Consider the following 26,232-nt stretch of genomic DNA (forward strand, 5'->3'; position numbering starts at 1 on the left):
GATCGGGGACACAGGACTGCCTGTGCCCGCAATCCACATCGCCACGGCCACGCTCACGCCCCGCCATGGTCACGATCCTCGTCGACAGGATAGCTCCACGTCAGGCCCGCCCCGGGGCCGCCACGTTCAGGGCTGCCTTGCACGACATGATTCGATCCGAGATCCGCCCCCACGCTCCCACCCGTCGCGCGCTCCTGCGGTTCGCCGCCCTCTCGGGGGTGGCCGGCCTCACGCCGGGGCTGGCGGGCTGCGTGGCAGACGGTCTCGTCAGCGACGCGGTGGGCGGCGGGGTGCCCGAGCGCCAGTCGGCCCTCGACGTCAGCCCCATCCTCCTCGTGGCCACCACGCGCAAGCCGGTCGGCTCGCCCCCGAAGAGCCCCTATTTCAGCTCCGAGCGCGGGCGCGGCCTCAGCTTCGCCGAAGTGCGGCTCTCGGCGCCCGACCGCTCGCTGATCGGCAAGGTCTCCTCGGTGGTCACCGGCGACTGGGCCGTGACCGCCGTGCCGCAGGTGGAGACGGGTCCGGGCGCGGCCGCGGCCTTCGCCCAGGCCGCCCTCGGACGCGACGTCCTGATCTACGTCCACGGCTACCGCGAGAGCTTCCAGTCGGCAGCGGTCAGCGCCGCCAAGCTCTCGGACGGCATCCGCTTCCGCGGCGCCTCGGCGCTGTTCACCTGGCCCTCGGCCGCGGCCACCTTCGATTACGGCTACGACCGCGAAAGCGCCCTGTGGTCGCGCGACGGGTTCGAAGACCTCCTGAAGGCGCTCGCGAACTCGTCATCCGGCGGGCGCATCAACATCGTCGCCCATTCCATGGGCACGTTGCTGACCCTCGAGACCCTGCGCATGCTGCGGGCCGAGGCCGGCGAGGCCGCCATGGCCCGCATCGGCGCGGTGGTGCTCGCTGCGCCCGACATCGACATCGACCTGTTCACCAGCGCGGTCGAGCGGATGGGGCCGGACGTGCACAAGATCACGGTGATCTCCTCGACCAACGATCGCGCCCTGGAACTCTCGGGTGCCATCGCGGGCGGCGTGGTCCGGGCCGGGGCGGCGGATCGCGAGCGCCTGGAGGCGCTGGGCGTGCGCGTGGCCGATGCCTCCGACTATGGCGGCGGGCTGATCAACCACGACCTGTTCCTGTCGAACCCCGACGTCCAGGGCGTGGTCAAGCGCGCCATCGCCCGGGCCAGCGGCGGAGCCTGAGTCGCGGCTGCCGTCGGGAAACCAGCCCTTGGCCTGCGCCGCGTTCGCCCCTACACGGACGGCGGCCCCGGCCGCAGACAGGAAGGATTCGCGATGTTCACTCTCGAGATCGATGGCGTGGCCATCGCGGTCATCAATGGCTCCGAGGAGGTCGCCAACGACCTCTTCACCTGCGATGGCTTCAAGGACGACATCCAGACCATGAAGAGCGACGGCAAGGTGCTGTGGAACGGCACCTCTCCGCTCAAGATCCGCCCCGCCACCGAGGAGGAGACCGAAATCTTCGAGGACGCCCTCGCGGAGGACGATTCCGAGGAGGACGAGCCCTTCGAGCCGGATGCCCACCACGCCCAGGCCTCGAACGACGACGAGGACGAGGACGGCGATGAGGAAGACGACGCCGACATCGTGTTCCTGGTCGATATCGACGAGGATGGCGGCCTCGATTCCTGACCGTCGACGGGTCCGGTGACCCGATCGCGGGTGACCGGACTGAACGTCGCCTTCGTTGGCCCCGCGCCAGGCCCCGCCGGTCGCGATGATCGGCGGGACGGAGGTCAGGCCGCGCGCTGCCAGGGCGGGAACGGATCGGGCAGCGCGCGATAGGGGGCGGCATCGAAGGTGCCCCGGTCCGGCCCGGTGTCGATCAGGCAGGCATCAAGGGCGGCCCGGATGGCCGCCTCGTCCATGCCCGTGCCGATGAAGACCAGCTCCTGTCGCCGATCTCCCCAGGTCTCGCTCCAGACCGCGTCGAGACGGCTGCGGAACTCCGATTCCTCCGGCCACCGGCTCCGCGGAATCGCGTGCCACCAGAAGCCCATGGCGCTGACCCGGGCCACGGCTCCCGCCAGGGAGAACTCGCCGACCCAGTCCGGCCGGGAGGCGAGCCAGAAATGCCCCTTGGCGCGGATCAGGCCCGGCCAGGTCGCGTCGACGAAGGCGTTGAACCGCGTCGGGTCGAACGGGCGCCGCGCCCGGTACACGAACGTGCCGATCCCGTATTCTTCCGTCTCCGGCACATGCTCCGCGGCGCCGTAGAGCTCCTTGAACCAGAGCGGGTGTTCCTGGGCCTTGTCCTCGTCGAAGAGGCCCGTGTCCAGGACCGTCGACAGGGGGATGCGGCCGTGGGAGGCCTCGACGATCCGCGCATCGCCGTTGAGGCCCCGCACCACGGAGCGCACCAGGGCGAGCGCTTCGGGTGAGACATCCGTCGCCTTGTTGATGACCACGACGTCGGCGAACTCGATCTGCTCCACCAGGAGGTCGACCAGGGTTCGTGTGTCCCCTTCGCCCGCGGTCTCGCCGCGATGGCTCAGGAAGTCCGCCGAGCCGTAATCCTTGAGCAGGTTCACCGCGTCCACCACCGTCACCATGGTGTCGAGGCGGGCCACGTCGGAGAGCGCCCGCCCCTCCTCATCCCGGAATGAGAAGGTCGAGGCGACAGGCAGCGGTTCGGCGATGCCGGTGCCCTCGATCAGGAGATAGTCGAAGCGCCCGGCCTCGGCGAGGCGCCGGACCTCCGCCAGCAGATCATCCCGCAGGGTGCAGCAGATGCAGCCATTGGTCATTTCCACCAGGCGTTCGTCCGTTCGCGACAGGTTGGCCTCGCCACCCCGCACCAGGTCGGCATCGATGTTCACCTCGCTCATGTCGTTGACGATCACGGCGACGCGCCGCTGCTCCCGATTGTTCAGGACGTGGTTGAGCAGGGTGGTCTTGCCCGCGCCAAGAAAGCCCGACAGCACGGTCACGGGCAGGCGTAGATCGGGGTGCAGCATGAACACAGCTCCTTTAGGAATGTTATAACGTAACATTCGTCGGAGTTGCTCGGCGTTGTCAAGGTTGTGGCTCCCCGTCCGTCGCCCGTCCGCCCGCGTGGATCGGACGGACCCTCCGCTCATTTCCGGGTTTCGGAGCCCCGGATCGCCGCGTGGGCCGACAGCCGATCAATCCACAGGCGGAAGCGCGGCGCGACTCGGGATCGAACGCGGCGGAACCGGATCGTTCGTTGCGGCCGTCTCGGTGACCGGAGCGGACCGGGCCGGCTTGGCCGCGCTCGATTTGGCCGCGCTCGATTTGGCGACTGTCGGCTGGGCGACGGTCGGTTTGGCAACGGTCGACTTAATATCCGTTGACTTGATATCCGTCGATTTGGCCTTGGCCGGCGGAGCGATCGTGCCCGTCGCCGCCACATCCGGCATCGGCACCGCCGGGCTGTCGATGCCGTAGATGTCATCGCGAAAATGGGCACGGCCGTCCGGCGTCGCGTAGCCGGTGAGATACACGAAGGTCACCGGGATCTGCTTCGGCAGCTTGATGTCCAGGCGCTCGTTGGTGGCGATGCTGGTTTCGATCTCGATCGGACCCCAGGTCGAGCCCTGGCCGTTGGGGCCGGGCGTGCCTTCGAGGAGCCAGCCGGCCAGCTCCTTCACCTGGGCGACGCGCACGCAGCCATGCGAGTGAAACCGGACCTCGCGGGCGAACAGCGATTTCGACGGCGTGTCATGCATATAGACCGCCTGCTTGTTCGGCATGTCGATGCGGACCTGTCCCAGTGAGTTCTCCAGGCCGGAATCCTGACGCAGGGTGTAGTTGGCCGCCTTTTCAGTCGACCAGTCGATGGCGGTCGGATCGACCTCGACGCCGCCGGGGCCGAGGATGCGGATCCGCTCGCGGGCGAGATAGCCCGGGTCTTTCCGCATCTTCGGAATGATCTCCTTCTTGATGATGGAGACCGGCAGCGTCCAGGTCGGATTGAGGTTCACGTCGGTGATGCGCGCCTCGATGCGGGGCGTCGCCTTGTCGGGCTTGCCGACCACCGCCACGTAGCGGCGCACCACCATGCCGTGATCGACCGCCTCCACGGTCGCCGAGGGAATGTTCACCACGACGTAGCGGTCGCCGTAGGGGAAGTTCGAGCCGATCTGCCGGGCCGCGGAGGCGGCGAGCTGGCGCTGGCGCGTGGCCGCCGGCACGTTGAGCGCCGCCACCGTCTGGCGCCCGATCAGGCCGGTCTCGGGCAATCCGTGGCGGGCCTGGAAGGACTTGACCGCCGCCACCAGGGGCGCGTCGAGCTGATCGCTCATCGCTGTCTCGGCGGGGAGATCGCCGACCAGGACCAGATGCTTGCGCAGGGCGGGGATCGCCGGATTGCTGGCACCGGGCTTCACCACGAGATCGGCGGGCAGCGCCGTCCATCCGCCGGCATCGACCATGGCCTGGTAGCGGTCGGCCATGCGCAGGGTATCGAGGAAGGTGGCGGGGCTGAGGGTCGGGACCGGGTCGGTGGAGACCCGCGCCACCACCAGGGGCGGCAATTCCCGCGACTTCTTCACCGGGGCCGGCGCCGCGTCGGCCGCATTCGGCACGATGGCCTGGACGGCGGGCGTCACCGGCGCGGTGGCCGACAGGGTCTCGACCTTCGGAAGCTCCGTCGTCACCCTGGCGGGAGGCTCCGACGGGGCCTTGGCCGGCATGCGGGCGTCCTGCGCCCAGGCCGTGCCGCCGAGGGCCAGGACGAGCGCCATCTGCGACAGGCCCGCGCGCAGGCGGATTGATCGAGCGGGTGGGCGGACGGACCGCGCCGGTAGGCGGAGGAGAACGGCACTGTGGCGCGAACGCATCGCGGGTCTCTCGCGTGTGAAGTCTCCCCAACCATGCGCATAGAGGGTTACCAATCTCCTGTGCCCGGCTGCCGGCCTCCACGGGGTGCCCTACCTGACGCGTGCAACGGCACCTCCACACAGGGTGTGCCCCGCAGACTTCCGTCCGACAGGAGACAGCATGAGCAGGCATCCGGCATTTCAGGCGGGGCGAACCGCCATCGTCACCGGCGCAGCCAGCGGGATCGGGCTGGCGGCGGCCAAGCGATTCGCCGCCGAGGGCCTGGCGGTCTGGCTGGCCGACCTGCCCGGTTCCGCCCTGGACGCCGCGCAGGTGGCGGTCGCCGCCGTGGCGCGGGACACCGCGGTCCAAGCCCCGGTCCACGCCATGCCGACCGATGTCGCCCGTCCCGAAGACGTCGCTGCCCTTCGCGACGCCGCCACCACCGGCGGCGCACCGGCCGTCGTCTTGCTGAATGCGGGAATCGAGGCCGGCGGGACGCTGTTCTCGGACGCGGAGACCTGGCGGCGCATCCTCGACACCAATCTGTGGGGCGTCCTCAACGGTATCCAGGCCTTCGCGCCCGGGATGATCGCCGGTGGCGCGCCCGGGGCCATCGTGGTCACCGGCTCGAAGCAGGGCATCACCACACCGCCGGGCAACACGCCCTACAACGTGTCGAAGGCGGGGGTGAAGGTCGTCACGGAGGCGCTGGCCCACGACCTGCGTGGACGGGAGGGCGCCCGGGTCAGCGCCCATCTGCTGATCCCGGGTTTCGTCTATACCGGCCTGACCCGGGCGCGGGGCGTCACCGAGAAGCCCGAGGGGGCCTGGACGCCGGAGGAGACGGTGGATGTCCTGATGGCCGGCCTGGCGCAGGGCGATTTCTACATTCTCTGCCCCGACAACGAGACGACCCGGGCGCAGGACGCCAAGCGCATCGCCTGGGCCGCCGGGGACATCATCGAGAACCGTCCGGCGCTCTCGCGCTGGCACCCCGACCACGCCGCCGCGTTCCAGCGCTTCGCCGGGTCCTGATCGCCGCGACCGACGCTCGCCCGGACCATCTCCGTTCTGCACGCCGCGCAGGTGGCGGACGCCTTGCATAGCGGCGCCGGGAAGCCGACACAGCGGGTGCGATTCTTCGCGCCCTGTCCGTGCAGGGCAACCGCGTGACGATCCTCCTGCGAGCCGACGTGCTGCGGGCCGACTTGTAAACCGAACGGGAGCCGCCCTTGGCCACCATCATCCCCGTCGCCTCCTTCGACTGTGTCGTCTTCGGCGCCACCGGCGACCTGACGACACGCAAGCTGCTGCCGGCCCTGTACTACCGCTTCAAGGATGGGCAGATCCCGGGCACGAGCCGGATCATCGGGGCGTCGCGCTCGGAGATGAGCACCGAGGCGTTCCGCGAGCGGGCGCGCGATGCGATCAAGCGCTTCGTCCCCGCCGCCGATCTCGCCGAGGACACGATCGCGGCCTTCCTCGACCATCTCGACTACGTGGCGGTCGACGGGGCCGGGGACGACGGCTGGGAAGATCTCGCCGCCAAGCTCGCCGAGCGTCCGGATCAGGTGCGGCCCTACTATCTCGCCACCTCGCCCGACCTCTACGGCTCGATCTGCCAGAACCTCGCCCAGCACGGCCTGATCGGGGAGAAGTCCCGCGTCGTGCTGGAGAAGCCGATCGGCAAGGACCTGAAATCGGCGCGCGCCATCAACGACGCGGTCGGAAAGGTGTTTCCCGAGGAGCAGATCTTCCGCATCGACCACTACCTCGGCAAGGAGACGGTGCAGAACCTACTCGCCCTGCGCTTCGCCAACACCATCTTCGAGCGCCTGTGGACGGCGGACGTCATCGACCACGTCCAGATCACGGTGGGCGAGACCGTCGGCGTCGAGGGCCGGGCCGGATATTACGACACCTCGGGCGCGCTGCGGGATATGGTGCAGAACCATATGCTGCAACTCCTCTGCCTGATGGCGATGGAGAGCCCGCTCTCCCTCGACGCCAATTCGGTCCGCGACGAGAAGCTGAAGGTGCTGCGGGCCCTGAAGCCGATCACCCCGCACGACGTGCAGACCGTGACGGTGCGGGGCCAGTATGCCGCCGGTGCCGTCGCGGGTAAGCCGGTGGACGGATACCGCACCGACCTCGGCGGCGACACCGACAGTCGCACCGAGACCTTCGTGGCTCTCAAGCTCGAGGTGCAGTCCTGGCGCTGGGCCGGGGTGCCGTTCTACCTGCGCACCGGCAAGCGTCTGCCGCAGAAGCTCTCCGAAATCGTGGTGCAGTTCCGCGCCTCGCCGTTCTCGATCTTCCCGGAGGAAGCCTTCGGGCGCGAGCCCAACCGCCTCGTCATCCGGCTCCAACCGGAGGAGGGGATCAAGCTCGAAGTCATGACCAAGGACCCGGGGCCGGGCGGCATGCGTCTGCGCCCGACCAACCTCGACATCTCCTTCGAGGAGACCTTCAAGCAGCGTTACCCCGATGCCTACGAGCGCCTGCTCATGGATGTGGTGCGCGGCAACGCCACCCTGTTCATGCGCCGGGACGAGGTCGAGGTGGCCTGGGCCTGGGCCGACTCGCTGCTCAAGGCCTGGGCCGACCGGCCCGAGCCGCCGCGTCCCTATCCGGCCGGCAGCTGGGGGCCGACCGCCGCCATCGCGCTGATCGAGCGCGACGGCCGGACCTGGCACGAAGAAATCCGCTGACGCCGGGGCGAGGACCGGGGGTATAATTCCGCACTCTCTCGACAGGTCTCAGACGAGGGATTACCACGAAGACGTATTCTTCATTTCTCTTCCAGACGTCGTGGACCCATGAACAAGATCGAGACGGGCCTCGGCATCAACCGGCGCTACCTTCACGATGAGGTGGTCGACCGCATGCGCGACCTGATCTGTTCGGGCGAGCTCGAACCGCGCGCCCGGATCAACGAGAGCGAGTTGACCGAGCGCTTCGGCATCTCCCGCACGCCCCTGCGCGAGGCCATCAAGATCCTCGCCACCGAGGGCCTGCTGGAACTGCTGCCGAATCGCGGCGCCCGGGTCGCCAGCCTGTCGCAATCCGAGATCGAGGAAATGATCGAGGTCATCGCCGGCCTCGAGGCAACCGCCGCCGATCTTGCCTGCCGCATCATCACCGATGTGGAGATCGACGGCATCTCCCGCGACCACGACGCCATGGTGACGGCCTGGAAGGCCGGCGAGGAGGGCGTCTACTTCGCCCTCAACCGGGCGATCCACGAGGGCATCATGCGGGCGAGCCGCAATGCCACCCTGGGGGGCATCTACGACAGCCTCTCGGGCCGCATCCAGCGCTCGCGCTACGCCGTGCACCAGACGCCGGAGCAATGGGCGCAATCCGTCCGCGAGCACGAGCAGATGATCGCGCTGCTCCGCGCCCGGGACGGCGAGGCGCTGGCTCCGCTGATGCGCGCCCATATCCGGGCCCGGACTCCGGTGATCGCCGAGAATTTCGGGACGGCAGGCCAGGACGCTTCCGGCACAACGGCCTGAGCCGGGCGCCGGTCAGGCCGCCCGGACCGTCCCGAGGAAGCGTGCCAGTTCCTGCGCCAGATGCTCGGATTCGTGTGAGAGTTCGGAGGCCGACGCCAGGACCTGGGACGCGGCTGCGCCGGTTTCCTCGGCCGCTCCGGCGACCCCGGTGATGTTCGTGGTGACCTCGCCGGTGCCGGTGGCTGCCTCGCCCACGTTGCGCACGATCTCCTGCGTCGCCGCGCCCTGCTCCTCGACCGCCGCCGCGATCGAGGTCGCCACGGTGCTGATCTCGCGGATGCGGCTGCTGATGCCCTCGATCGCGGAGACGGCCTGACCGGTCGAACCCTGGATCCGGCCGATCTGCCCGCTGATCTCCTCGGTGGCCCGCGCGGTCTGGTTGGCGAGTTCCTTCACCTCCGCGGCGACCACGGCGAAGCCGCGACCCGCCTCACCGGCGCGGGCCGCCTCGATGGTGGCATTCAGCGCCAGCAGGTTGGTCTGGCCCGCGATGCTCGCGATCATCGCCACCACGTCGCCGATCCGCGCGGCCGCGGCGCTCAGTTCCTGAACCTGCGTCGCGGTCTCGGCGGCCTCGTCCACCGCCCGCTGGGCGAGCTGGGTCGAGCCGTCGACCTGACGCCCGATCTCCTGCACGGAGGCTCCGAGTTCCTCGGCTGCCGCCGCCACCATGCCGACATTGGCCGCCGCCTGTTCCGCCGCCGCCGCCACCGTGGTGGATTGCTGCGCCGTCGCGGAGGCGGTGCCGGCCATGCTCTGGGCCGTTCCGCGCAGCTGGCTCGCCGCCGCCGTCACCCGGCCGAGGATCCCGCCGACGGCGCCCTCGAACCCGTCGGCCATCTCACGCATCGCCGCCTTGCGCTGGGCTTCGGCGCCCGCCCGGGCGAGGCGGGTTTCATCCTCCAGAACCCGGCTGCGCACGAGATTCGCCCGGAAGGTGTCAAGAGTGTCGGCCATGGCGCCGATCTCGTCGCGGCGGCCCACGCTGGGAATCTCGGTTTCGGCGTCGCCATCCGCGACGCGCCGCATGGCCGCCGTCATCGCGCCGAGCGGGCGGGTCACCCCCAGAAGGGTGTAGCCCATGGCGGCCAGCGCCATCAGGGCCGACAGCCCGAGCATGATCTGGGTGACCCGCATCGCGCTGGCCTGTTCGGCACGCGCGGCCGCCTTGGCGGCTCCACCGACCTGGTCGTTGAAGGTGACCAGCTTGCGCAAGGCGCCCGAGGTCGCGAGATAGTCGGCGTTCATGGCACCGCGAAACAGCGTCAGGATCTCGTCGCGCCGGGCCGGGTCCATACCCTGAAGCCGGGTCCAATCCTGGCTCATCAACGCGAGTTTGCCGGTGACGTCCGCGTACAGCGCCCCCTCCTCGGGGGAACTCACCAGGGCCTGGTAGGCGGCCCGCTTCGCCTCCAACTCCTTGGCCAGACCGGCGGCCTGGGTGACGCTGTTGCCGCGCTCCTCGGCGGTCTCGGCCAGGACGTAGCGGAACTGCCAAAGGCGGATGCGCATCACCAAAGCATTCATCGTGTGCGCGGAATCAACCGAGGGTAGAACGTTGTCGGACAGCACTGTGATGCGGTTGCCGATGGTGTCGAGCTTTGCCAGCGAGACGAGCCCTTGGCCCGTCGTGATGACCGTCAGCAGACCGAAGAGTCCGATCAGCGTCTTCTTGAGGGAGGGGCGCATGGCAAGGGTCCGAATAGCGGCAGGTCTGTCAGTGTCACCACACGGTTAGAATGACGCCCTTAAGAATGGCTTTCCGGAATCTTCTCGGATTCAACCTGTGGGATCAGAGTTGCGTGCCGCGACAAGGACTTGCGTAAAGCCCGGCGCTTGTCAGGCCGCGGCGTTGATCGAGCGCAGGCCGGCCACGAGGTCGGAGAAGCGGTCCCCCTGCACGATGACGTGGGCGCGCAACCGGTCGGACGCGGCGGCCTCGTCACCCGATACGATCGCGGCGACGATGGCTTCGTGCTCGGCGAGCGATTGCCCGAGGCGGTTGCGGGCGCGGAGCTGGAGGCGTCGGAAGGGTGCGAGCCGCCGGTGCAGCTGGCGCGCCTGCTCCTCGAGAAAGCCGTTCCGGCAGGCCCGGTAGACCACCGTGTGGAAGACGTAGTTCTCGGCATAATACGTCTCGGGATCGCCGGCCGCCGCCGAGACGCCGCAGGCCGCCAGGGCAGCCTTCAGGGCCGCCTCGTCGTCCGGCACCAGACGCCGCGCCGCGAGGCGGCCGCACGAGGCCTCGATCTCCGCCATGGTTTCGAACATGGCGATCAGGAGCTGCGGATCCGGGGCGCTGACGATGGCGCCCCGCCGAGGCTTGATCTCCACGAGGCCGGTCATCGCCAGTTGCAGCAAGGCCTCGCGGATCGGCGTGCGCGACACCCCGAAGCGCTCCGCCAGCTCCGTCTCGTCGAGGCGTGCCCCGATGGACAGACGCCCATCCACGATCTCGGTTTCGATGGTGTGCCTGAGGCGACGCGATTGGTTCATGCGCGGAGATCCCAGTCCGGTTTTCATCCTGCCCACTCACAACAATCAGGCGCGCTCCATTATTCATCTTCGTTGACAAAATATACAAGACGTCGTTTCATGTATAAAGAAGTGGCGGTGCAGTATAAATGCTGCGCTGCAAAAAGGAGGCGGCCAGAGGCCTGCCCAGGGAGAGACTCGCCATGATGTTGACGCGCCGTGCCCTCGTCGCCGGCGGCCTCGCCGCCCCCGCCATCCTCTCGCTCGGCTCCCGCGCCCGGGCTGCCACCACCACCCTGAAGCTCTCGCACCAGTTTCCCGGCGGCACCATCGATGAGGGCGATTTCCGCGATCGTCTGTCGCGGAAGTTCGCCGCCCTGCTGGCCGAGCGCTCGAAGGGCGCCATCGAGGTGCAGGTCTATCCGGGCTCGTCCCTGATGAAGACCAACGCCCAGTTCGGCGCCATGCGGAAGGGCGCGCTCGACCTGTCGCTCTACCCGTCGCCCTATGCCGGCGGCGAAGTGGCGGAGATGAATATCGGCCTGATGCCGGCGCTGGTGAGCTCCTACGAGCAGGCCATCGCCTGGAAGAAGGCGCCGGTCGGCCGGAAGATCACCGAGATCCTCGATTCCAAGGGCATCCTCCTCGTCTCCTGGGTCTGGCAATCGGGCGGCGTCGCCAGCCGCGAACGCCCGCTCTACACCCCGGCGGATGCCAAGGGCCTCAAGGTCCGCGGCGGATCGCGCGAGATGGACCTGATGATGAAGCAGGCCGGCGCCGCGACCCTGTCGATCCCCTCCAGTGAATCCTACGCCGCCATGCAGACCGGCGCCTGCGATGCGGTCATCACCTCGTCCACCAGCCTGATCTCGTTCCGCCTGGAGGAACTGTCGAAGGCCCTGACCTCGGGCCGCGAGCGCTCCTACTGGTTCATGCTGGAGCCGCTGATGATGTCGAAAATCGCGTTCGAGCGCCTGCCCAAGGACCAGCAGGACCTCGTCATGGCGATCGGCGAGGAGCTCGAGCCCTTCGGGCAGGCCGGTGCCAAGGCGGACGACACCAAGGTCGAGGAGATCTTCGGCAAGGCCGGAGCCAAGGTGCAGAACCTCGACGAGAAGACGCTCGGCCAATGGCGCGACATCGCCCGCGAGACGGCCTGGAAGGACTTCGCGGGCAAGTCGGCGAACTGCGCCGAGCTCCTCAAGCTGGCGGAGCAGGTGTCGTGAGCCACGCCTTCGACGCGGCCTCGGCCGCTTCCGAGACCGCGTCGGTCGCCCCCGAGCCCCGGATTCCCGGCCTGCTCGGGCATCTCGACCGGGGCATGAAGGCGATCAACCGGGTGATCATGCTGCTCGGCGGCATCGCCCTGGTCTGCGCCTGCCTCGTGCTCAGCTACAGCGTGGTGGTGCGTTACGCCCTGCACGAGCCCACCGACTGGCAGGACGAGATGGCGGTGTTCCTCATCGTGGGGGCCACCTTCTTCTCGGCCGCGGCCGTCCAGGCCAAACGCGGCCACGTGGCGATCGAGGCCTTGAGCGGGCTGCTCTCGCCGCGCGTGAACCGGGTCCGCCTGCTGGTGGCCGACCTCATCAGCATCGTGTTCGTCACCTTCTTTGCCTGGAAGAGCTGGAGCCTGCTGCACGAGGCCTGGGTCGACGGTCAGGTCTCGCAATCCTCCTGGGGGCCGCCCCTGTGGATTCCCTACGCGCTGATGGCTTTGGGCATGAGCTTCCTCGGCCTGCAATTCCTGCTGCAGATCATCGAGGCGCTGACCTACGGGCCGCGCGCCGCCGGCTGGGCCAACCCGAAGGTCGGCCTCGGCGCCGATCTCAACAAACCTTCTCTGAAGAACCCTTCCCTGAACAACTCTTCCCTCAAGACGGGCTCCCACCCATGAGCGTCGCCGCCATCGGCTTCCTGTATGCGGGCGCAACGCTGAGCGCGATGCTCGCCGGCATCCCCATCGCCTTCGCCTTGGGCTTCGTCGCCCTGGCCTTCATGTATGTCTTCATGCCCGGCGCCTCCCTCGATACGGTGGCGCAGAACGTCTACGAGGAGATGGCCTCCATCACCCTGCTGTCGATCCCGCTCTTCATCCTGAAGGGCGCCGCTATCGGCCGGAGCCGGGCGGGCCAGGATCTCTACTCCGCCATGCATGCCTGGATGCACCGCATCCCCGGGGGGCTCGGCATCGCCAACGTCTTCGCCTGCGCGCTCTTCGCCGCGATGGCGGGGTCCTCGCCCGCCACCTGCTCGGCCATCGGTTCGGCGGGCATCCCCGAGATGCGCAAGCGCGGCTACTCGCCGGGCTTCGCCGCCGGCATCATCGCGGCGGGCGGCACGCTCGGCATCCTGCTGCCGCCTTCCATCACCATGATCCTCTACGCGGTGGCCGCCGAGCAGTCGCTCGGGCGCCTGTTCCTCGCCGGCATCGGTCCGGGCCTGCTGCTGGTCGCCCTGTTCGCCACCTGGTCGGTCTATCGCTTCCGCGCGGAATATGCCGCCGCCAAGGACGCCTACGAGCGCCACGGAACCCCCTCGGCCATTCTGGCGGAGGACACATACAGCATGCGCCAGCGCTTCTCGACGCTGCCGCGGGTGCTGCCCTTCGTGATCCTGCTCACCGGCGTGATGGTGGCGCTCTACGGCGGCTACGCCACGCCCTCCGAAACCGCCGGCCTCGGCGGCCTGCTGGCGCTCGGCCTGATCGCCATCATCTACGGTGTCTGGCGCCCCCGGGACGTGAACCCGATCCTCGCCGCGACCCTGCGGGAATCCACCATGCTGATGCTCATCATCGGCATGTCGCTCCTCTACGCCTACGTGATGAGCTACCTGCACATCTCGCAATCGGCCGCGAGCGCGATCGTGGCGATGCAGCTCTCGCCCTGGGTGCTGCTGGTGACGATCCTCGGCCTCGTGATCCTGCTCGGCTTCTTCCTGCCGCCGGTCTCGATCATCCTGATGACGGCGCCGATCATCCTGCCGCCGCTCAAGGCCGCCGGGTTCGACCTCGTCTGGTTCGGCGTCGTGATGACCATCACCATGGAGATGGGCCTGATCCACCCGCCGGTGGGCCTCAACATCTTCGTCATCAAGAACATCGCCCCCGACATCCCGCTCAAGGACATCATCTGGGGCACGCTGCCCTTCGTGATCCTGATGGCCGTGGCGATCCTGATCCTCTGCCTCGTGCCCGGCATCGCCATGTGGCTGCCGAACTGGCTCCTGCCCACCACGCGGTGAGGGCCGGCGCCGCGCAAAGGGCCGGCGCCGCGCAAAGGGCCGGCGCCGCGCAAAGGGCCGGCGCCGCGCAAAGGGCCGGCGCCGCGCAAAGGGCCGGCGCCGCGCAAGCCGCGCCATCGTCGAATCGACCCGGCCCCGGATGGGGCGTGCGACAGGGGCAGCCCGTCGCGCGCCCCGCCCGGGGCCGATCCGTTTCCGGGGTGCGGGGAGGGGATCGGGGCGAGGCGGGGCCGAAATAGGGGGCGCCCGGCCCATCCTCCCATCCCTGGATCATCGGATCAGAGGAAAATGCGCGCCTTTAATCCTTTGAGCACGGGTTGTTAACGAAGCGGTAACCATACCGGGCATCAATGGTCTGGTAAGGAATCGCGAGAGCCCGTGACTGACACAAGCCCTCCCCGCAGACCCGTTCAGCTTCGTGGCCGTGCCTTCAAGTCCTTGGTGCTGGCTCCGGAAACTCCGCTTCCGGATTGGTTCGCCGATCTGGACGAGGCGCTGAAACGCTCGCCGACGCTGTTCGACGGGCGCGCCCTGATCCTCGACGTGGCGGCTCTGGAGCCCGCCGCGTCGGACCTCGACACCCTGCTGGCCGAACTCGGCAGCCGGCAGATCCGCATCCTCGGCATCGAGGGAACGCAGGTCTCCCTCCTCGGACCGGGGCGCCCGCCGCTGCTGGTCCAGGGGCGGCCCCTGAGCTCGATCGAGGTTCCGGTCCAGGCCGAGCCGGAGGTGCCCGAGGCACCCCCGGAGCCGGCCACGACCTCCCTCACCATCGAGGGTTCGGTCCGGTCCGGGCAATCCATCGTCCACCCCACCGGCGACGTCACCGTGATGGGGTCGGTTTCTTCCGGCGCGGAGATCCTCGCCGGCGGCTCCATCCATGTCTACGGCGCGCTGCGCGGCCGGGCCATCGCCGGTGCCGCCCGCAACCCCCGCGCCCGCATCTGCTGCCGCAAGTTCGAGCCCGAGCTTCTCGGCATCGACCGCCTCGTCCGCACGGCCGAGGAGATGGGCAACCACCTGCGCGGCAAGCCCGTGCAAATCTGGCTCGATGGCGGCGCCATCAAATTCGCATCCTTGGATTGAGGGAGACAGCTCATATGGCCAAAGTTCTGGTCGTGACATCAGGCAAGGGCGGCGTCGGCAAGACGACGACGACGGCGGCCCTCGGCGCGGCGCTCGCGCAGGCCGGCAAGAGCGTGGCGGTGGTCGATTTCGACGTCGGCCTGCGCAACCTCGATCTCGTGATGGGCGCCGAGCGCCGGGTCGTCTACGACCTCATCAACGTGGTCAACGGCGACGCCAAGCTCAACCAGGCGCTCATCCGCGACAAGCGGCTGGAGAAGCTCCACCTCCTCCCCGCCTCGCAGACCCGCGACAAGGATGCGCTCACCGACGAGGGCGTCGCCCGCGTCATGGACGAGCTGCGCGAAAAGTTCGACTGGGTGATCTGCGACTCCCCGGCCGGCATCGAGCGCGGCGCCACGCTGGCCATGCGCCACGCCGACGTCGCCGTGGTGGTGACCAACCCCGAGGTCTCCTCGGTGCGCGATTCCGACCGGATCATCGGCCTGCTCGACTCCAAGACCCTCAAGGCCGAGCGCGGCGAGACCATGGAGAAGCATCTGATCCTCACCCGCTACGACCCTGCCCGGGCCGATCGCGGCGACATGCTCAAGATCGAGGACGTGCTCGAGATCCTCTCGATCCCGCTGCTGGCCATCATCCCGGAGAGCATGGAAGTGCTGCGCGCCTCCAATGTCGGCTGCCCGGTGACCCTGAACAACCCGCTCTGCGCCCCGGCCCGCGCCTACACCGACGCCGTGCGCCGCCTCAACGGCGATGCGGTCCCGATGTCGGTCCCCACCGACAAGAAGTCCTTCCTCGACAAACTCTTCACCCGGAGGGCAGCATGAGCCTCCTCAACATGTTCAACCGGCGCGGCTCGGCGCCGGTCGCCCGCGACCGCCTGCAACTCATCCTCGCCCATGAACGGGCGGGGGTCGGCGGCTCCGATCTCGTGATGGTGCTGCGCGAGGAAATCCTCGCGGTCATCGCCAAGCACGTCGAGGTCAACAGCGACAAGGTCCAGATCCGCCTCGACCGCGGCCAGGACATGTCGACCCTCGACATCGACATCGAGCTGCCGCTCACGGCCGTCGCCAAGGCCGGTCCCGCAAAGGTCAAGGCGGCGAAACTCGCCGCCGCATGACCCTCCGCGCAAGCATCCCGGCCGGCACAGCCGTCAGGCCCCGATGAACAACCCGGCGAGCGTCGCGCTCGTCAGGTTGGACAGGGTGCCGGCCAGGATCGCGCGCAGGCCGAAGCGGGCGATTTCCGCCCTGCGCTCCGGCGCGAGGCTGGCCAGGCTCGCGAGCTGGATCGCCACCGAGGTCAGGTTGGCGAAGCCGCACAGCGCGAAGCACAGGATCGCGGCCGTGCGCGGATCGAGGGTGCCGCCCTTGAGCACCGGCGAGAGCTGCGCGTAGGCCAGGAACTCGTTGAAGGCGATCTTCTGACCCAGCGCCCCGCCGACGAGGCCGGCTTGATCCCACGGCACGCCCATCAACCAGGCCAGCGGCGCGAACACCGCGCCGAGAAGGCCCTCCAGGCTCAAGGCGGGATAGCCGAGCAGGCCCCCCGTCCAGCCCATGAAGCCGTTCAGCAGGGCGATCAGCCCCGTGAACGCGATCAGCATCGCCCCCACCGAGACCGCCACGGCCAGCCCCTTCTGGGTGCCGTCGGCCGCCGCCTCGATCACGTTGACCGCCCGCGTCTCGCCGAAGGTCACCCGCGTGGTCGTCACCCGCGTGGGCTCCGTCGTCGGAACCAGGATCTTGGCGTAGAGCAAGCCCCCCGGGATCGCCATGACGCTCGCCGCCAGCAGATAGTCCATCGGAACGCCGAGGGCCGCGTAGCCGGCCAGGATCGTGCCCGCCGTGGAGGCGGCCCCGCTCGACATCACGGCGAACAGCTCGGCCGAGGTCAGCGCCATCAGGAACGGCCGCAGCGCGATGGCGATCTCGCTCTGGCCGATGGCGATGGTGATCACCGCCGAGAAGGTCTCGATCGGCGAGGTTCCGATCAGCCGCCGCAGCACGGCGCCGATCCCGCGCGCGGCCGACTGCATCACCCCGAAATGATAGAGCACCGCGATCAGCGCCGAGACGTAGAGGATCTGCGGCAGGATGCGCAGGGCGAGGATGAAGCCGCTGCCACCGAACAGCTCGAACATCCGCGGTTCGACGAGGCCGCCGAACAGGAAGGCGGTGCCCCGGTCGCCGTAATTCAGAACGGTCTGGACGAAGCCCGCCGCCGCCGCGAGGCCGGCCCGGCCGGCCGGCACGAACAGCACCAGCGCGCCCAGCGCCACCTGCAGCGCCAGGGCCGACAGCACCACCCGGGGCGAGATCGCCCGGCGGTTGGTGGAGAACAGCACCGCGACGGCGAGCAGCAGAGCCAGGCTCGCGCCCGCGTGAAAAAGCTTCTCGACCATGCCGCCCCGCTGTTTTGACGGTGCGGAGCAAGCCCGATGCCGCGGCGTTTGTCGCGGGCGAAGTCGGGGCATCCACCGAGAGCTGATCGCGGGGCGATCGGATGCCGTCGCCTCTTCGTCTCTGGACGCAGAGCGTGTTGCGCTCGTCCTCGTGGAGCGAGGCTCGCAGTCCGGTCCCAGCGATGGAGTCCGTCTGCGGAAAATAACGGTGGTCGTCGTTCAATCCGGACGACGCCGCGCACGCTTCTTCGGCTTGGCCTTTTCGAGGCGCTCGATAACCGCCTTTGTCGATGCCGACGCCAGCAACGTTTGCCAGTCGTCGGGAGGGTTGCCTTTGTCGAGCATTCCCTTGAACACAAGATACGCGTCGGTCTTCGAGCCGTAGGTCCGCAACGTGTTCTCATCGTTCACCCAGGCATAGATGACGACCTTTGCCTTGCTGTCATAACGGAAGAACAGGCGGAATCGGCCGTTGCCGAACTTGGCCCGAAACCAATGCTTTCGGGACCGCCCGAGTGTGTCGCCCTGGCGATATTCCTGCCGTGTCGGATCGGACGGAATCGTCTCGAAGATCAATTTCGCGATCATGGCGAGGAGCTTCGCCTGCGCCGTGGCCTGATAGCCTTTCGGATCGGCCGCCTTGGCTGCTTCGACAGCCGCCGTCGCCCTCTCGAGCTGATCGAGGAACAGTGGATGGGCGAAGATCGTCCAGCCATCGGTCATCATGGCTCAGAGCGTCACGGCTCCGTCGATATCTTCATTGAGATCGACGTTCATCCCGTCCGTGAGCGCCGTCATGCGTTCCGCGAGGTCAGCGGGGAAAGCCGCGATGTTCGCCGGGTTGCGGACCATGTCCTGCGCGAGGAACGCCAGGAATCCCTCGATCACCGGGTCCGTCTCCTCCTCCGCCTTGAGCAGGCTCACGCGACCGAACTCGTCGACGACGTAGGCGATCTCGCCGCCATAGCTCACGCCAAGTGCCCGACGCACGGCCTTGGGTACCGTCGTCTGACCCTTCGTGGTGATCTTGCTCCGCTCGCGAACCAGGATCGCCATCATAGCCTCCACCGTTTGTAAGGAAAATTCCTTACTTCGCGGATGGGTAACTGGCAAGACGCGAAGTTCGCTGACGGTTCAGGATCGCGCTTTGCGATCGGGCGCCGAGCGTCCAGATTCGCGCGTGAGGCGTGACGGTGTCCGATGATCCTGGACCATCGGCGGGGGGGGAACGCCCCAGATCTCAAGGCATCCCTGAAGAACGGGCTGTCATGACAGTGTCGCCCGCGCCTGCGATCCAGCGGCGACCGGCGGCGGTTTGCCGGCAACGGGGCTGCCCGCGATGCCGCGCCTTCTTACCGACACCACCGACCTGCCATGCCTGCTCTTCTCCATGGTGTTCGACGCCGAGGGTCGCGGGCGGCTGCTGGAGACCGGCGGCGGCCTGCCGGCGCCCGTCGCCGACGGCTTCCTCTGGCTGCATCTCGACCTCGTCGATGCGCGCCTTGACGAGCTGATCGCCGCCGGGCGCTTCGGGCCGCCGGCGCTCGCCGCCGCCACCTTCGCCCGCGACGGTCACCAGCGCGTGGTCATCGAGGGCAGCGATCTCGGCCTCGTGATCGCGGACCGGGAGCGCGAATTCGGTGGCCGCACCGCGGACGAGCCGGCCGGGCGTCTGCATTGTGTCCTGGGCGAACGCCTGCTGGTCAGCGGGCGCCGGCATGCCACCGCCGCCGCCGAGGCCGCCCGCGATGCGGTGCTGGCCGGGCGCCGCGTTCCGGCTCCGGCGGGGCTGCTGGAGCTGTTCGTCACCAGCGTCGCCGCCGCCCTCGATGCCTGCGCCCGGCGCTTCTCCGACGACCTCGACGCCATCGAGGACCGGATGCTCGACGAGGACCAGCCCGACGACCCGAAACCGCTGGCGCCGATCCGCCGGCAGGCCGTGCGCCAGCATCGCCAGCTCGCGGGTCTCAGCGCGGTGTTCCACCGCCTCGAATCCGAGACCGAGGAGGCCGACGACGCCCTGCCGGTGGCGGTGGTGAGCATGGCCGCCCGCGTGGTCCAGCGGCTCGATTCGCTCCACCGCGACATGCTGGTCCTGTCCGAACGCAGCCGCCTGCTGCAGGACGAGATCGCCGGCCGCACGGCCGCCGAGACCAACCGCCAGCTCTTCACCCTGTCGATCCTCACCGCCTTGTTCCTGCCGCCGACCCTGGTGACGGGCGTGTTCGGCATGAACACCAAGGGGCTGTTCCTCGGCGATTTCGAGAACGGCTCGCTCGTCGCCCTGGTCCTCTGCGGCCTCGCGGCGCTGGCCGTCTACGGCATGATCCGCCGCCTCGGGCTCGTCAAACGGCGTGCCGGATCGTAAGCCGGCTTTCTGTCGCACGGCCCGGAGCCTGAAAACACCGCCGCCGCCGCAGGATCGTCATCGAAGCGTCACGTCAAGTCGCGAACGGTGCGCCAACAGCCTTCTGGAGCCTTTCCCCGCATGGACTTCTTTCGCCGCTTCACCGTCCTGATGTGCGCGCCGAACTTCGATCCGGACGACCTCGAGGGTGTGCGCGTCCAGCAGATCATCGGTTCGGTCGAAAAGCTCGGCTTCGAGGTGGTACGGGCGCGCCGCGTCGAGGACGCGGCCATAGCGGTCCAGACCGATTCGGCCATCGGCTGCATGGTGGTGGATTGGGGCAAGCGCGGCCTCGACGGCAAGGCGGCCGCCCTCATCAACCTCATGCGCAAGCGCGGGCTGGAAATGCCCATCGTGATCATGGTCCGCCGCAAGCGCCTGGAGGACATCCCGGTCGAGGTGCTGGACTTCATCGACGGCTACATCTTCCTCGCCGAGGAAACCCCGGACTACATCGCCCGCGGCCTGGTGAGCCGGGTCAAGCAATATGCCGAGACCCTGAAGACGCCGTTCTTCGGCGCGCTGGTCGACTACGCCGAGCAGGGCAACCAGCTCTGGACCTGCCCCGGCCACAACGGCGGCATCTTCTACAACCGCTCGCCGATCGGGCGCATCTTCGTCGAGCATCTCGGCGAGGCGGTGTTTCGCGACGACCTCGACAACTCGGTGCTCGATCTCGGCGACCTCCTCGTCCACGAGGGGCCGGCCCTGAAGGCGCAGAAGGAGGCGGCCGTCATCTTCGGGGCCGAGAAGACCTACTTCGTCCTCAACGGCACCTCGGCCTCCAACAAGATCGTGCTCTCGGCCCTGGTGGCGGAGGGCGACCTCGTGCTGTTCGACCGCAACAACCACAAGGCCGCGCATCACGGCGCCCTGTTCCTCGGCGGCGCGATCCCGGTCTTCCTGGAGACCGACCGCAACGCCTACGGGCTGATCGGCCCGATGTACCACGAAGCCCTGGACGAGACGCGCATCCGCGAAAAGATCCGCGACAACCCGCTGATCACCGACCCGGAGGCCTGGCGACGCGAGCGGCCGTTCCGCGTGGCCGTGGTCGAGCAATGCACCTACGACGGCACGATCTACAACGCGCAGATGATCCTCGATAAGATCGGGCATCTCTGCGACTACATCCTCTTCGACGAGGCCTGGGCGGGCTTCATGAAGTTCCACCCGCTCTTCGCCGGACGCTTCGCCATGGGCCTGAAGGGCCTCGACGAGACCTCGCCCGGCATCATCGCCACCCAGTCGACCCACAAGCAGCTGGCGAGCTTCTCCCAGGCCTCGCAGATCCACACCAAGGACAGCCACATCCGCGGCCAGACCCGGCGGATCGAACACCGGCGCTTCAACGAGACCTTCCTGGTCCACGCCTCGACCTCGCCGTTCTATCCCCTGTTCGCCTCCCTCGATGTCGGCGCGCAGATGATGAAGGGCCGCTCCGGCGTCGTCCTGTGGGACGATACCATCCGGCTCGGCATCGAGTGGCGCAAGAAGGTGCGCGCCATCCGCCGCGAGTTCGAGGAGAAGGAGGGCGATCCGCTCAAGCGCTGGTTCTTCGACCCCTTCGTGCCGGACACGGTCAAGGGACCGGACGGCCGGGTGCCTTGGGAAAGCCTCTCGACGGACGAGCTCGCCAGCAACGTGAAATATTGGGAGCTGACGCCGGGCGCCGACTGGCACGGCTTCACCCACGTGGCGCCCGACTACGCGATGACCGACCCCAACAAGCTCACCGTGCTGACGCCGGGCTTCAACCGGCACACCGGGGAATATGCCGAGCATGGGGTGCCGGCGCCGATCGTTGCCCAGTACCTGCGGGAAAACCGCATCGTGCCGGAGAAGAACGACCTCAACTCGCTGCTCTTCCTGCTGACGCCGGGTGTCGAATCCTCCAAGGCCGGCACGCTGATCTCGGGGCTGGTCGCCTTCAAGCGCCTGCACGACGACAACGTGCCCCTCGAGGAGGCGATGCCCGAGTTCGTGCGGCGGCGGCCCAACCGCTACAAGGGCGTGCGCCTGCGCGACCTCTGCGCCGACTTCCACGCCTTCCACCGCGAGCACGGCACCAGCACGCTTCAGCGCAAGCAGTTCGAGCCGGGCCACCTGCCCGAGATGGTGATGACGCCGAAGGAGGCGGTCCAGCAGCTCACCCGCAACAACGTCGATTACGTTCCGATCGCGGAGGCGGAGGGTCGTGTGGCGACGACCTTGCTTCTGGTCTACCCGCCGGGCATCGGCACGGTGCTGCCGGGCGAGCGATTGGACGAGCGGGCCAAACCCATGCTGGACTACTTCAAGATGTTCGAGCGCTCCGCGAACCTGTTCCCGGGCTTCGAGGCCGAGATCCAGGGCGTGTTCCGCGACGTCGATCCGGATGGGACGATCCGGTTCCACACCTACGTCATGCGAGAGCCCCGCGTCATGCGCGAGAGCCGCTGATGGCGGGCGCGGCCGAGAGTGATCCCGACCTCGTCATCCGGCCCTCGTCGGATGCCGACGTGCCCGACATGGTGGACATCTACGCCCATCACATCCGGCGCGGCGTCGGCGATGTCGGGGATTTCGAGGCGGACCCGCTCCACCCGGACGACCTGAAGAAGCGCCGGAAGGCCATGCGCAAGAAGCGCCTGCCGCACCTCGTGGCCGACCGCGACGGGATCGTGGCCGGCTACGCCTACGCGGTTCCGTTCCGCAAGCGCCCGGCCTACCGCTACACCCTGAAGCACTCGATCTATGTCCACCACGAGCACCTGAACGCCGGGATCGGCCGGCGCCTGCTGCCGGCGCTGATCGAGGCCTGCGCGGCGGGTGGATACCGCCAGATGATCGGCTACATCGACGCGCAGAACGAGGCGTCCCTGCGCCTCCACGAGGCCTGCGGCTTCGTCCGCGTCGGGCTGCTGCCGGCGGTGGGCTACAAGTACGGACGCTGGAGCGACAGCGTCATGGTCCAGTGCGCGCTGGGCACAGGGTCTTCCGACCAGCCCGGCACCTGGACGCGCCCGGTGGAAGCCGTCGTCGCCGAGCACGACTGGATCGGCAAGTAGGGGGCGGATGCGGACGCGCCGAGGCGCGTCGCAGGTTCGCCGCCCCGGCCTATTGCTGCGTCCGGTTGATCAGCGCCTGAAGCGCCCGGGCGACCGCCTCGCTGACGTTCTTGCGGTACTTGCGGTGGACGAGCTGACCGTTGTGATAGATGTCGTGCTCGACATAGAGCTTCTCGCCGTCCCAGCGGACGATGTTGTCGGTCTCGGTGGTCTCCTCGACGCCGAGATCCTCGCGAAAGGTAACGCCCCCGGCTTGCGCAAACATGGCTCGTCCCTGGTGATCGAAGCGGCTTTCCGGCTTCCTGGGCTGGCATTGTAGGCAGGCGCCGCGCGGTGCGCTACCCGAAACGGGTTTCAGCGCACCGTGACCTGATCCTTGATCCGCTCGTACACCGCGCGGCTGAGGACGCGCTTCGACAGCAGCTCGCCGACGGAGGCATAGGGGCGCTTCTGCGCGATCGCGCGTCCGATCATGCCGCCGCCCCTGAGGGCGTTCAGCTCCGAGACGCTGCCCGTATTGAGGTCGATCACCGCCACGCCGCGCGGTCCCGCCGTTTCGGCGGCGTTGTCGATGGCCTGCTCGCCGGTGATCGGCGACGCCGGGCGGGCAGGGTCCCCGTTGCTGCGGCCGGGCGCGGGTGAGGCGGGCGGCGAGGAAGGTGGAAAGGCAGGCGGCGAGGCAGGCATCCGCGCGTCGGCGGTTGGAGTGGGAGCCGGGGCGGCCATCGGCGCCGTGGTCGGGGCTGGTGGTAATGGCGCGGCGGGCAAGGGCGCGGCGGGCAAGGGCGATGCCTGCGGCGCGGGTGCCGGCACGACAGGGCTTACCGGCCGCGTCACCGCCGGTGGGACCACCGCCTGGGTTCCGGCCTTCCCGACGGAGGGCGGCGGAGTCACGGTCCGCGTCTCGGCCGAAGACTCGGTCGCTGTTTCGGTCGCGCCGTCCCCATGCGGCCGGAGAAACTGGATGATCCCGGCAAGGACAGCCGCCACCACGATCAGTATGCCGACCCGCAGGATCGCTGAACCGCTGAGCATCGTGGGCGGCCTCGCCTTGGTGAACATTCGGTGACGACTACCATAGGGCGCAAAGTTAAGTCTCGCCGTCGAACCCTCTGTCCTCAAGAGCTTAGGGCCTCCGGCTGCGACACGGACGCGGCCTGGACGCGACGCGAACGGGATCGACGGGGGCATCGGTCCCGGTCATGGTCCCGCTCGATGCTCGACCGTCTTGCCCTTCCCTCCGCGTGGACCGCACGCCTCGGCGCCCTGCGCCACGTGCCGGCCCTGTTCCGCCTGGTCTACGCCGCCAGTCCCCGCCTGCTCATGGCGAGCCTCGGCCTTCGCCTCGCGCGGGCGAGCCTGCCCGTCGCCATGCTCTACCTCGCCAAGCTCATCCTCGACGCGATCGTGGCCGAGCATGCCCGGCCCCACCCGGGCGGCCTCGGCCCGGAAGCCTGGCTGGCCGATCCGGCCCTCCGGCACCTCGCCCTGCTGGTGGCGGCGGAGTTCGGGCTCGCCATCCTGGCCGACCTCTTGGGGCGGGCCAGCACCCTCGTCGACGGGCTGGTGGCCGACCTCTACGGCAATGCCGCGACCCTGAAGCTGATGCGCCACGCCGCCGATCTCGACCTCGAGCAGTTCGAGGACAGCACGCAGCAGGACCAGCTGGAGCGGGCGCGCCGTCAGGTCACGGGCCGCTCGAACCTTCTGTTCCAGCTCTTCGGCCAGGGCCAGGATCTCATCACCCTGGTGGCCTTCGCCCTCGGCCTCGTGGCCTTCGCGCCCTGGCTGATCCTGCTGCTCGTGGTCGCCCTGGTGCCGGCCTTCCTGAACGAGACCTACTTCAACCGCGAGGGCTACCGCCTGGCCTGGACGCGCACGCCGGAGAGGCGCGAGATCGACTACCTGCGCTTCCTCGGTGCCAGCGTCGAATCCGCCAAGGAGGTGAAGCTGTTCGGCCTGAACGGCTACATCGCCGAGCGCTACCAGGGACTCGCCACCAAGCTCGTGGCCGACAACCGCGCCCTGGCCCTGCGCCGGGCCGGCTGGGGCGGGGCCTTCGCCGCCCTGGGGACGCTGGCCTACTATCTCGCCTACGCCACCATCGTCTGGCGCACGGCCGCGGGACAGTTCTCGATCGGCGATCTCGCCTTCCTGGCCGGCTCGTTTCAGCGCCTGCGCAGCCTGATCGAGGGCCTGCTGCTGGGCTTCTCGCAGATCGCCGCGCAGGCGCAGTACCTCGACGACCTGTTCTCGTTCTTCGGGGTGGTGCCGGCGATCCGCTCGCCCGCGATCCCCGCGCCCCTGCCGCGCCCGATCCGGAGCGGGATCGTCTTCGAGGCGGTCGGCCTCCGCTATCCCGGCACCGAAACCTGGGCGGTGCGCAACCTGAGCTTCCATCTGGCGGCCGGCGAGGTGCTGGCCCTGGTGGGCGAGAACGGCGCCGGCAAGACCACCATCGTGAAGCTGCTCACCCGGCTCTACGACCCGACGGAAGGCCGCGTGCTCCTCGACGGCCTGCCCCTCTCCGCCTACGATCTCGACGACCTGCGCAGCCGGATCGGGGTCATCTTCCAGGACTTCGTGCGCTTCAGCTTCACCGCCCGCGAGAACGTCGCGGTGGGCCGCATCGATGCGCGCGATGATGACGAGCGGGTCACCCGGGCCGCCGGCCGCAGCCTGGCCGACGGGGTGATCGGGCGGCTGCCGCTCCAGTACGACCAGCCCCTGGGCAAGCGCTTCGCCGAGGGCGTCGACCTCTCGGGAGGCGAGTGGCAGAAGATCGCCATCGCCCGCGCCTATATGCGTGAGGCCGAGATCCTGATCCTCGACGAGCCCACGGCCGCCCTCGATGCCAGGGCCGAGTTCGAGGTGTTCCAGCGCTTTCGCGAACTGAGCCACGGGCGCACGGCGGTGCTGATCTCGCACCGCTTCTCCACCGTCCGCATGGCCGACCGCATCCTCGTCCTCAATGGCGGAACGGTCATCGAATCGGGAAGCCACGCCGAGCTACAGGCCCTCGGCGGCCGCTATGCCGAATTGTTCGAGCTCCAGGCGGCCGGCTACCGCTGAAGCGATGTGACCGGCGTGCGGACATTCGGCCACCCTCCCGCCGGCCGCGGGGGCGAACGGGTGGGCAAACTCTGAACGCCTGGGACCGTCTGCCGCCGGCCCCGTGCAGACGGTCGGACGGTCTGCTTTCAGACTTGATGAAACGGCGCCGTATGAC

25 protein-coding genes are annotated in these 26,232 nt (G+C 68.7%); 16 read left to right on the top strand and 9 right to left on the bottom strand.

Annotated elements, in window-relative coordinates:
• The first annotated feature begins 146 nt into the window (after positions 1-146).
• Both ASF57_RS12030 and ASF57_RS12035 read left to right on the top strand, forming a co-directional pair.
• A complete protein-coding gene (locus tag ASF57_RS12030) occupies positions 147-1,205 on the top strand; it encodes an alpha/beta hydrolase (protein WP_200935857.1) in 1,059 nt (352 codons plus the stop codon).
• Positions 1,206-1,298: 93 nt separating this feature from the next.
• The gene (locus ASF57_RS12035) at positions 1,299-1,658 is read left to right on the top strand and encodes a hypothetical protein (protein ID WP_056178680.1); all 360 of its coding nucleotides are present in this window, start codon (positions 1,299-1,301) and stop codon (positions 1,656-1,658) included.
• A 104-nt stretch (positions 1,659-1,762) separates the two neighbouring features.
• Here the strand turns inward: ASF57_RS12035 and zigA are convergent, their stop codons facing one another.
• Together zigA and ASF57_RS12045 are read right to left on the bottom strand one after the other, a co-directional pair.
• Positions 1,763-2,983 (bottom strand): zinc metallochaperone GTPase ZigA, encoded by a 1,221-nt coding sequence (gene zigA, locus ASF57_RS12040; protein ID WP_056483574.1) that lies wholly within the window; start codon positions 2,981-2,983, stop codon positions 1,763-1,765.
• Between the two features lie 168 nt (positions 2,984-3,151).
• Positions 3,152-4,732 (bottom strand): L,D-transpeptidase family protein, encoded by a 1,581-nt coding sequence (locus ASF57_RS12045; protein WP_244476939.1) that lies wholly within the window; start codon positions 4,730-4,732, stop codon positions 3,152-3,154.
• Positions 4,733-4,988: 256 nt separating this feature from the next.
• On the opposite strand from ASF57_RS12045, the gene ASF57_RS12050 reads away from it, so the two are divergent.
• The 3 genes from ASF57_RS12050 to ASF57_RS12060 all read left to right on the top strand — a co-directional run bounded on the left by ASF57_RS12050 (position 4,989) and on the right by ASF57_RS12060 (position 8,329).
• Complete coding sequence (locus ASF57_RS12050; protein WP_056483578.1) at positions 4,989-5,846, top strand: SDR family NAD(P)-dependent oxidoreductase; 858 nt, start codon at positions 4,989-4,991, stop codon at positions 5,844-5,846.
• A gap of 197 nt (positions 5,847-6,043) precedes the next feature.
• Positions 6,044-7,522 (top strand): glucose-6-phosphate dehydrogenase, encoded by a 1,479-nt coding sequence (gene zwf, locus ASF57_RS12055; protein WP_056178693.1) that lies wholly within the window; start codon positions 6,044-6,046, stop codon positions 7,520-7,522.
• A gap of 108 nt (positions 7,523-7,630) precedes the next feature.
• Positions 7,631-8,329: a GntR family transcriptional regulator gene (locus ASF57_RS12060; protein WP_056178696.1), complete on the top strand. Its 699-nt coding sequence runs from the start codon at positions 7,631-7,633 to the stop codon at positions 8,327-8,329.
• A gap of 12 nt (positions 8,330-8,341) precedes the next feature.
• On the opposite strand, the gene ASF57_RS12065 is transcribed toward ASF57_RS12060, so the two are convergent.
• Positions 8,342-10,018: a methyl-accepting chemotaxis protein gene (locus ASF57_RS12065; RefSeq protein WP_056483580.1), complete on the bottom strand. Its 1,677-nt coding sequence runs from the start codon at positions 10,016-10,018 to the stop codon at positions 8,342-8,344.
• Between the two features lie 150 nt (positions 10,019-10,168).
• Entirely contained in the window at positions 10,169-10,825 is a 657-nt protein-coding gene (locus ASF57_RS12070) for a GntR family transcriptional regulator (RefSeq protein ID WP_056178703.1), read from the bottom strand.
• A 182-nt stretch (positions 10,826-11,007) separates the two neighbouring features.
• On the opposite strand from ASF57_RS12070, the gene dctP reads away from it, so the two are divergent.
• From dctP to minE, 6 genes are all read left to right on the top strand, one after another.
• A complete protein-coding gene (gene dctP, locus ASF57_RS12075) occupies positions 11,008-12,030 on the top strand; it encodes a TRAP transporter substrate-binding protein DctP (protein WP_056483582.1) in 1,023 nt (340 codons plus the stop codon).
• A complete protein-coding gene (locus tag ASF57_RS12080; RefSeq protein WP_056483584.1) occupies positions 12,027-12,701 on the top strand; it encodes a TRAP transporter small permease in 675 nt (224 codons plus the stop codon). Before dctP ends, ASF57_RS12080 begins: the two co-directional genes overlap by 4 nt.
• Positions 12,698-14,050, top strand: coding sequence for a TRAP transporter large permease (locus ASF57_RS12085; RefSeq protein ID WP_056483586.1), 1,353 nt, complete (start codon positions 12,698-12,700; stop codon positions 14,048-14,050). Before ASF57_RS12080 ends, ASF57_RS12085 begins: the two co-directional genes overlap by 4 nt.
• A gap of 378 nt (positions 14,051-14,428) precedes the next feature.
• Entirely contained in the window at positions 14,429-15,136 is a 708-nt protein-coding gene (minC, locus tag ASF57_RS12090) for a septum site-determining protein MinC (protein WP_056483589.1), read from the top strand.
• Between the two features lie 14 nt (positions 15,137-15,150).
• Positions 15,151-15,966, top strand: a complete 816-nt coding sequence (gene minD / locus ASF57_RS12095) for a septum site-determining protein MinD (protein WP_056178720.1) — start codon at positions 15,151-15,153, stop codon at positions 15,964-15,966.
• Positions 15,963-16,262 carry a cell division topological specificity factor MinE gene (gene minE / locus ASF57_RS12100; protein ID WP_056212040.1) on the top strand — a complete coding sequence of 100 codons (300 nt, stop codon included), beginning with the start codon at positions 15,963-15,965 and terminating at the stop codon, positions 16,260-16,262. The genes minD and minE overlap by 4 nt, the downstream gene beginning before the upstream one ends.
• Before the next feature lie 33 nt (positions 16,263-16,295).
• Here the strand turns inward: minE and ASF57_RS12105 are convergent, their stop codons facing one another.
• From ASF57_RS12105 to ASF57_RS12115, 3 genes are all read right to left on the bottom strand, one after another.
• On the bottom strand, positions 16,296-17,546 hold the full coding sequence (locus tag ASF57_RS12105; protein WP_056483592.1) for a nucleoside transporter C-terminal domain-containing protein: 1,251 nt from the start codon (positions 17,544-17,546) through the stop codon (positions 16,296-16,298).
• Positions 17,547-17,765: 219 nt separating this feature from the next.
• Positions 17,766-18,272 carry a type II toxin-antitoxin system YhaV family toxin gene (locus ASF57_RS12110; RefSeq protein ID WP_056483595.1) on the bottom strand — a complete coding sequence of 169 codons (507 nt, stop codon included), beginning with the start codon at positions 18,270-18,272 and terminating at the stop codon, positions 17,766-17,768.
• A 3-nt stretch (positions 18,273-18,275) separates the two neighbouring features.
• Positions 18,276-18,602 carry a type II toxin-antitoxin system PrlF family antitoxin gene (locus ASF57_RS12115; protein ID WP_056484453.1) on the bottom strand — a complete coding sequence of 109 codons (327 nt, stop codon included), beginning with the start codon at positions 18,600-18,602 and terminating at the stop codon, positions 18,276-18,278.
• Positions 18,603-18,885: 283 nt separating this feature from the next.
• Between ASF57_RS12115 and ASF57_RS12120 the strand changes: the two genes are divergently transcribed.
• The 3 genes from ASF57_RS12120 (at position 18,886) to ASF57_RS12130 (ending at position 23,003) form a co-directional block, all read left to right on the top strand.
• The gene (locus ASF57_RS12120; RefSeq protein ID WP_056483598.1) at positions 18,886-19,914 is read left to right on the top strand and encodes a CorA family divalent cation transporter; all 1,029 of its coding nucleotides are present in this window, start codon (positions 18,886-18,888) and stop codon (positions 19,912-19,914) included.
• Positions 19,915-20,034: 120 nt separating this feature from the next.
• Positions 20,035-22,395 (top strand): Orn/Lys/Arg decarboxylase N-terminal domain-containing protein, encoded by a 2,361-nt coding sequence (locus tag ASF57_RS12125; protein ID WP_056178734.1) that lies wholly within the window; start codon positions 20,035-20,037, stop codon positions 22,393-22,395.
• Positions 22,395-23,003 (top strand): GNAT family N-acetyltransferase, encoded by a 609-nt coding sequence (locus ASF57_RS12130; protein WP_056483602.1) that lies wholly within the window; start codon positions 22,395-22,397, stop codon positions 23,001-23,003. Before ASF57_RS12125 ends, ASF57_RS12130 begins: the two co-directional genes overlap by 1 nt.
• Positions 23,004-23,052: 49 nt before the next feature.
• On the opposite strand, the gene ASF57_RS12135 is transcribed toward ASF57_RS12130, so the two are convergent.
• Both ASF57_RS12135 and ASF57_RS26930 read right to left on the bottom strand, forming a co-directional pair.
• Positions 23,053-23,268, bottom strand: a complete 216-nt coding sequence (locus tag ASF57_RS12135) for a hypothetical protein (protein WP_056178740.1) — start codon at positions 23,266-23,268, stop codon at positions 23,053-23,055.
• Between the two features lie 89 nt (positions 23,269-23,357).
• On the bottom strand, positions 23,358-23,540 hold the full coding sequence (locus ASF57_RS26930; RefSeq protein WP_244476919.1) for a helix-hairpin-helix domain-containing protein: 183 nt from the start codon (positions 23,538-23,540) through the stop codon (positions 23,358-23,360).
• 34 nt (positions 23,541-23,574) lie between these two features.
• Here ASF57_RS26930 and ASF57_RS26935 point away from each other — a divergent pair, with 34 nt between their 5' ends.
• Positions 23,575-24,072: a hypothetical protein gene (locus ASF57_RS26935; RefSeq protein ID WP_244476920.1), complete on the top strand. Its 498-nt coding sequence runs from the start codon at positions 23,575-23,577 to the stop codon at positions 24,070-24,072.
• A 146-nt stretch (positions 24,073-24,218) separates the two neighbouring features.
• Positions 24,219-26,075, top strand: a complete 1,857-nt coding sequence (locus ASF57_RS12150; RefSeq protein ID WP_056483608.1) for an ABC transporter ATP-binding protein — start codon at positions 24,219-24,221, stop codon at positions 26,073-26,075.
• Positions 26,076-26,232: the final 157 nt, after the last annotated feature.

Origin of the sequence: Methylobacterium sp. Leaf117 (genome assembly GCF_001422985.1) — a bacterium.
Taxonomy (GTDB): Bacteria; Pseudomonadota; Alphaproteobacteria; order Rhizobiales; family Beijerinckiaceae; genus Methylobacterium.

Bases quoted from the DNA above. Each gene is read 5' to 3' on its own strand.
- ASF57_RS12085 (WP_056483586.1), top strand. From the start codon at position 12,698: ATGAGCGTCGCCGCCATCGGCTTCCTGTATGCGGGCGCAACGCTGAGC.
- ASF57_RS12035 (WP_056178680.1), top strand. From the start codon at position 1,299: ATGTTCACTCTCGAGATCGATGGCGTGGCCATCGCGGTCATCAATGGC.
- minD (WP_056178720.1), top strand. From the start codon at position 15,151: ATGGCCAAAGTTCTGGTCGTGACATCAGGCAAGGGCGGCGTCGGCAAG.
- ASF57_RS26935 (WP_244476920.1), top strand. From the start codon at position 23,575: ATGGCCTGCTCGCCGGTGATCGGCGACGCCGGGCGGGCAGGGTCCCCG.
- ASF57_RS12045 (WP_244476939.1), bottom strand. From the start codon at position 4,732: ATGGCGCTCGTCCTGGCCCTCGGCGGCACGGCCTGGGCGCAGGACGCC.
- ASF57_RS12135 (WP_056178740.1), bottom strand. From the start codon at position 23,268: ATGTTTGCGCAAGCCGGGGGCGTTACCTTTCGCGAGGATCTCGGCGTC.
- ASF57_RS12030 (WP_200935857.1), top strand. From the start codon at position 147: ATGATTCGATCCGAGATCCGCCCCCACGCTCCCACCCGTCGCGCGCTC.
- ASF57_RS12130 (WP_056483602.1), top strand. From the start codon at position 22,395: ATGGCGGGCGCGGCCGAGAGTGATCCCGACCTCGTCATCCGGCCCTCG.
- ASF57_RS12150 (WP_056483608.1), top strand. From the start codon at position 24,219: ATGCTCGACCGTCTTGCCCTTCCCTCCGCGTGGACCGCACGCCTCGGC.
- zigA (WP_056483574.1), bottom strand. From the start codon at position 2,983: ATGCTGCACCCCGATCTACGCCTGCCCGTGACCGTGCTGTCGGGCTTT.
- ASF57_RS12050 (WP_056483578.1), top strand. From the start codon at position 4,989: ATGAGCAGGCATCCGGCATTTCAGGCGGGGCGAACCGCCATCGTCACC.
- ASF57_RS12125 (WP_056178734.1), top strand. From the start codon at position 20,035: ATGGACTTCTTTCGCCGCTTCACCGTCCTGATGTGCGCGCCGAACTTC.
- ASF57_RS12070 (WP_056178703.1), bottom strand. From the start codon at position 10,825: ATGAACCAATCGCGTCGCCTCAGGCACACCATCGAAACCGAGATCGTG.
- ASF57_RS12120 (WP_056483598.1), top strand. From the start codon at position 18,886: ATGCCGCGCCTTCTTACCGACACCACCGACCTGCCATGCCTGCTCTTC.
- ASF57_RS12115 (WP_056484453.1), bottom strand. From the start codon at position 18,602: ATGGCGATCCTGGTTCGCGAGCGGAGCAAGATCACCACGAAGGGTCAG.
- minE (WP_056212040.1), top strand. From the start codon at position 15,963: ATGAGCCTCCTCAACATGTTCAACCGGCGCGGCTCGGCGCCGGTCGCC.
- ASF57_RS12065 (WP_056483580.1), bottom strand. From the start codon at position 10,018: ATGCGCCCCTCCCTCAAGAAGACGCTGATCGGACTCTTCGGTCTGCTG.
- dctP (WP_056483582.1), top strand. From the start codon at position 11,008: ATGATGTTGACGCGCCGTGCCCTCGTCGCCGGCGGCCTCGCCGCCCCC.
- ASF57_RS12110 (WP_056483595.1), bottom strand. From the start codon at position 18,272: ATGATGACCGATGGCTGGACGATCTTCGCCCATCCACTGTTCCTCGAT.
- ASF57_RS12105 (WP_056483592.1), bottom strand. From the start codon at position 17,546: ATGGTCGAGAAGCTTTTTCACGCGGGCGCGAGCCTGGCTCTGCTGCTC.
- ASF57_RS12060 (WP_056178696.1), top strand. From the start codon at position 7,631: ATGAACAAGATCGAGACGGGCCTCGGCATCAACCGGCGCTACCTTCAC.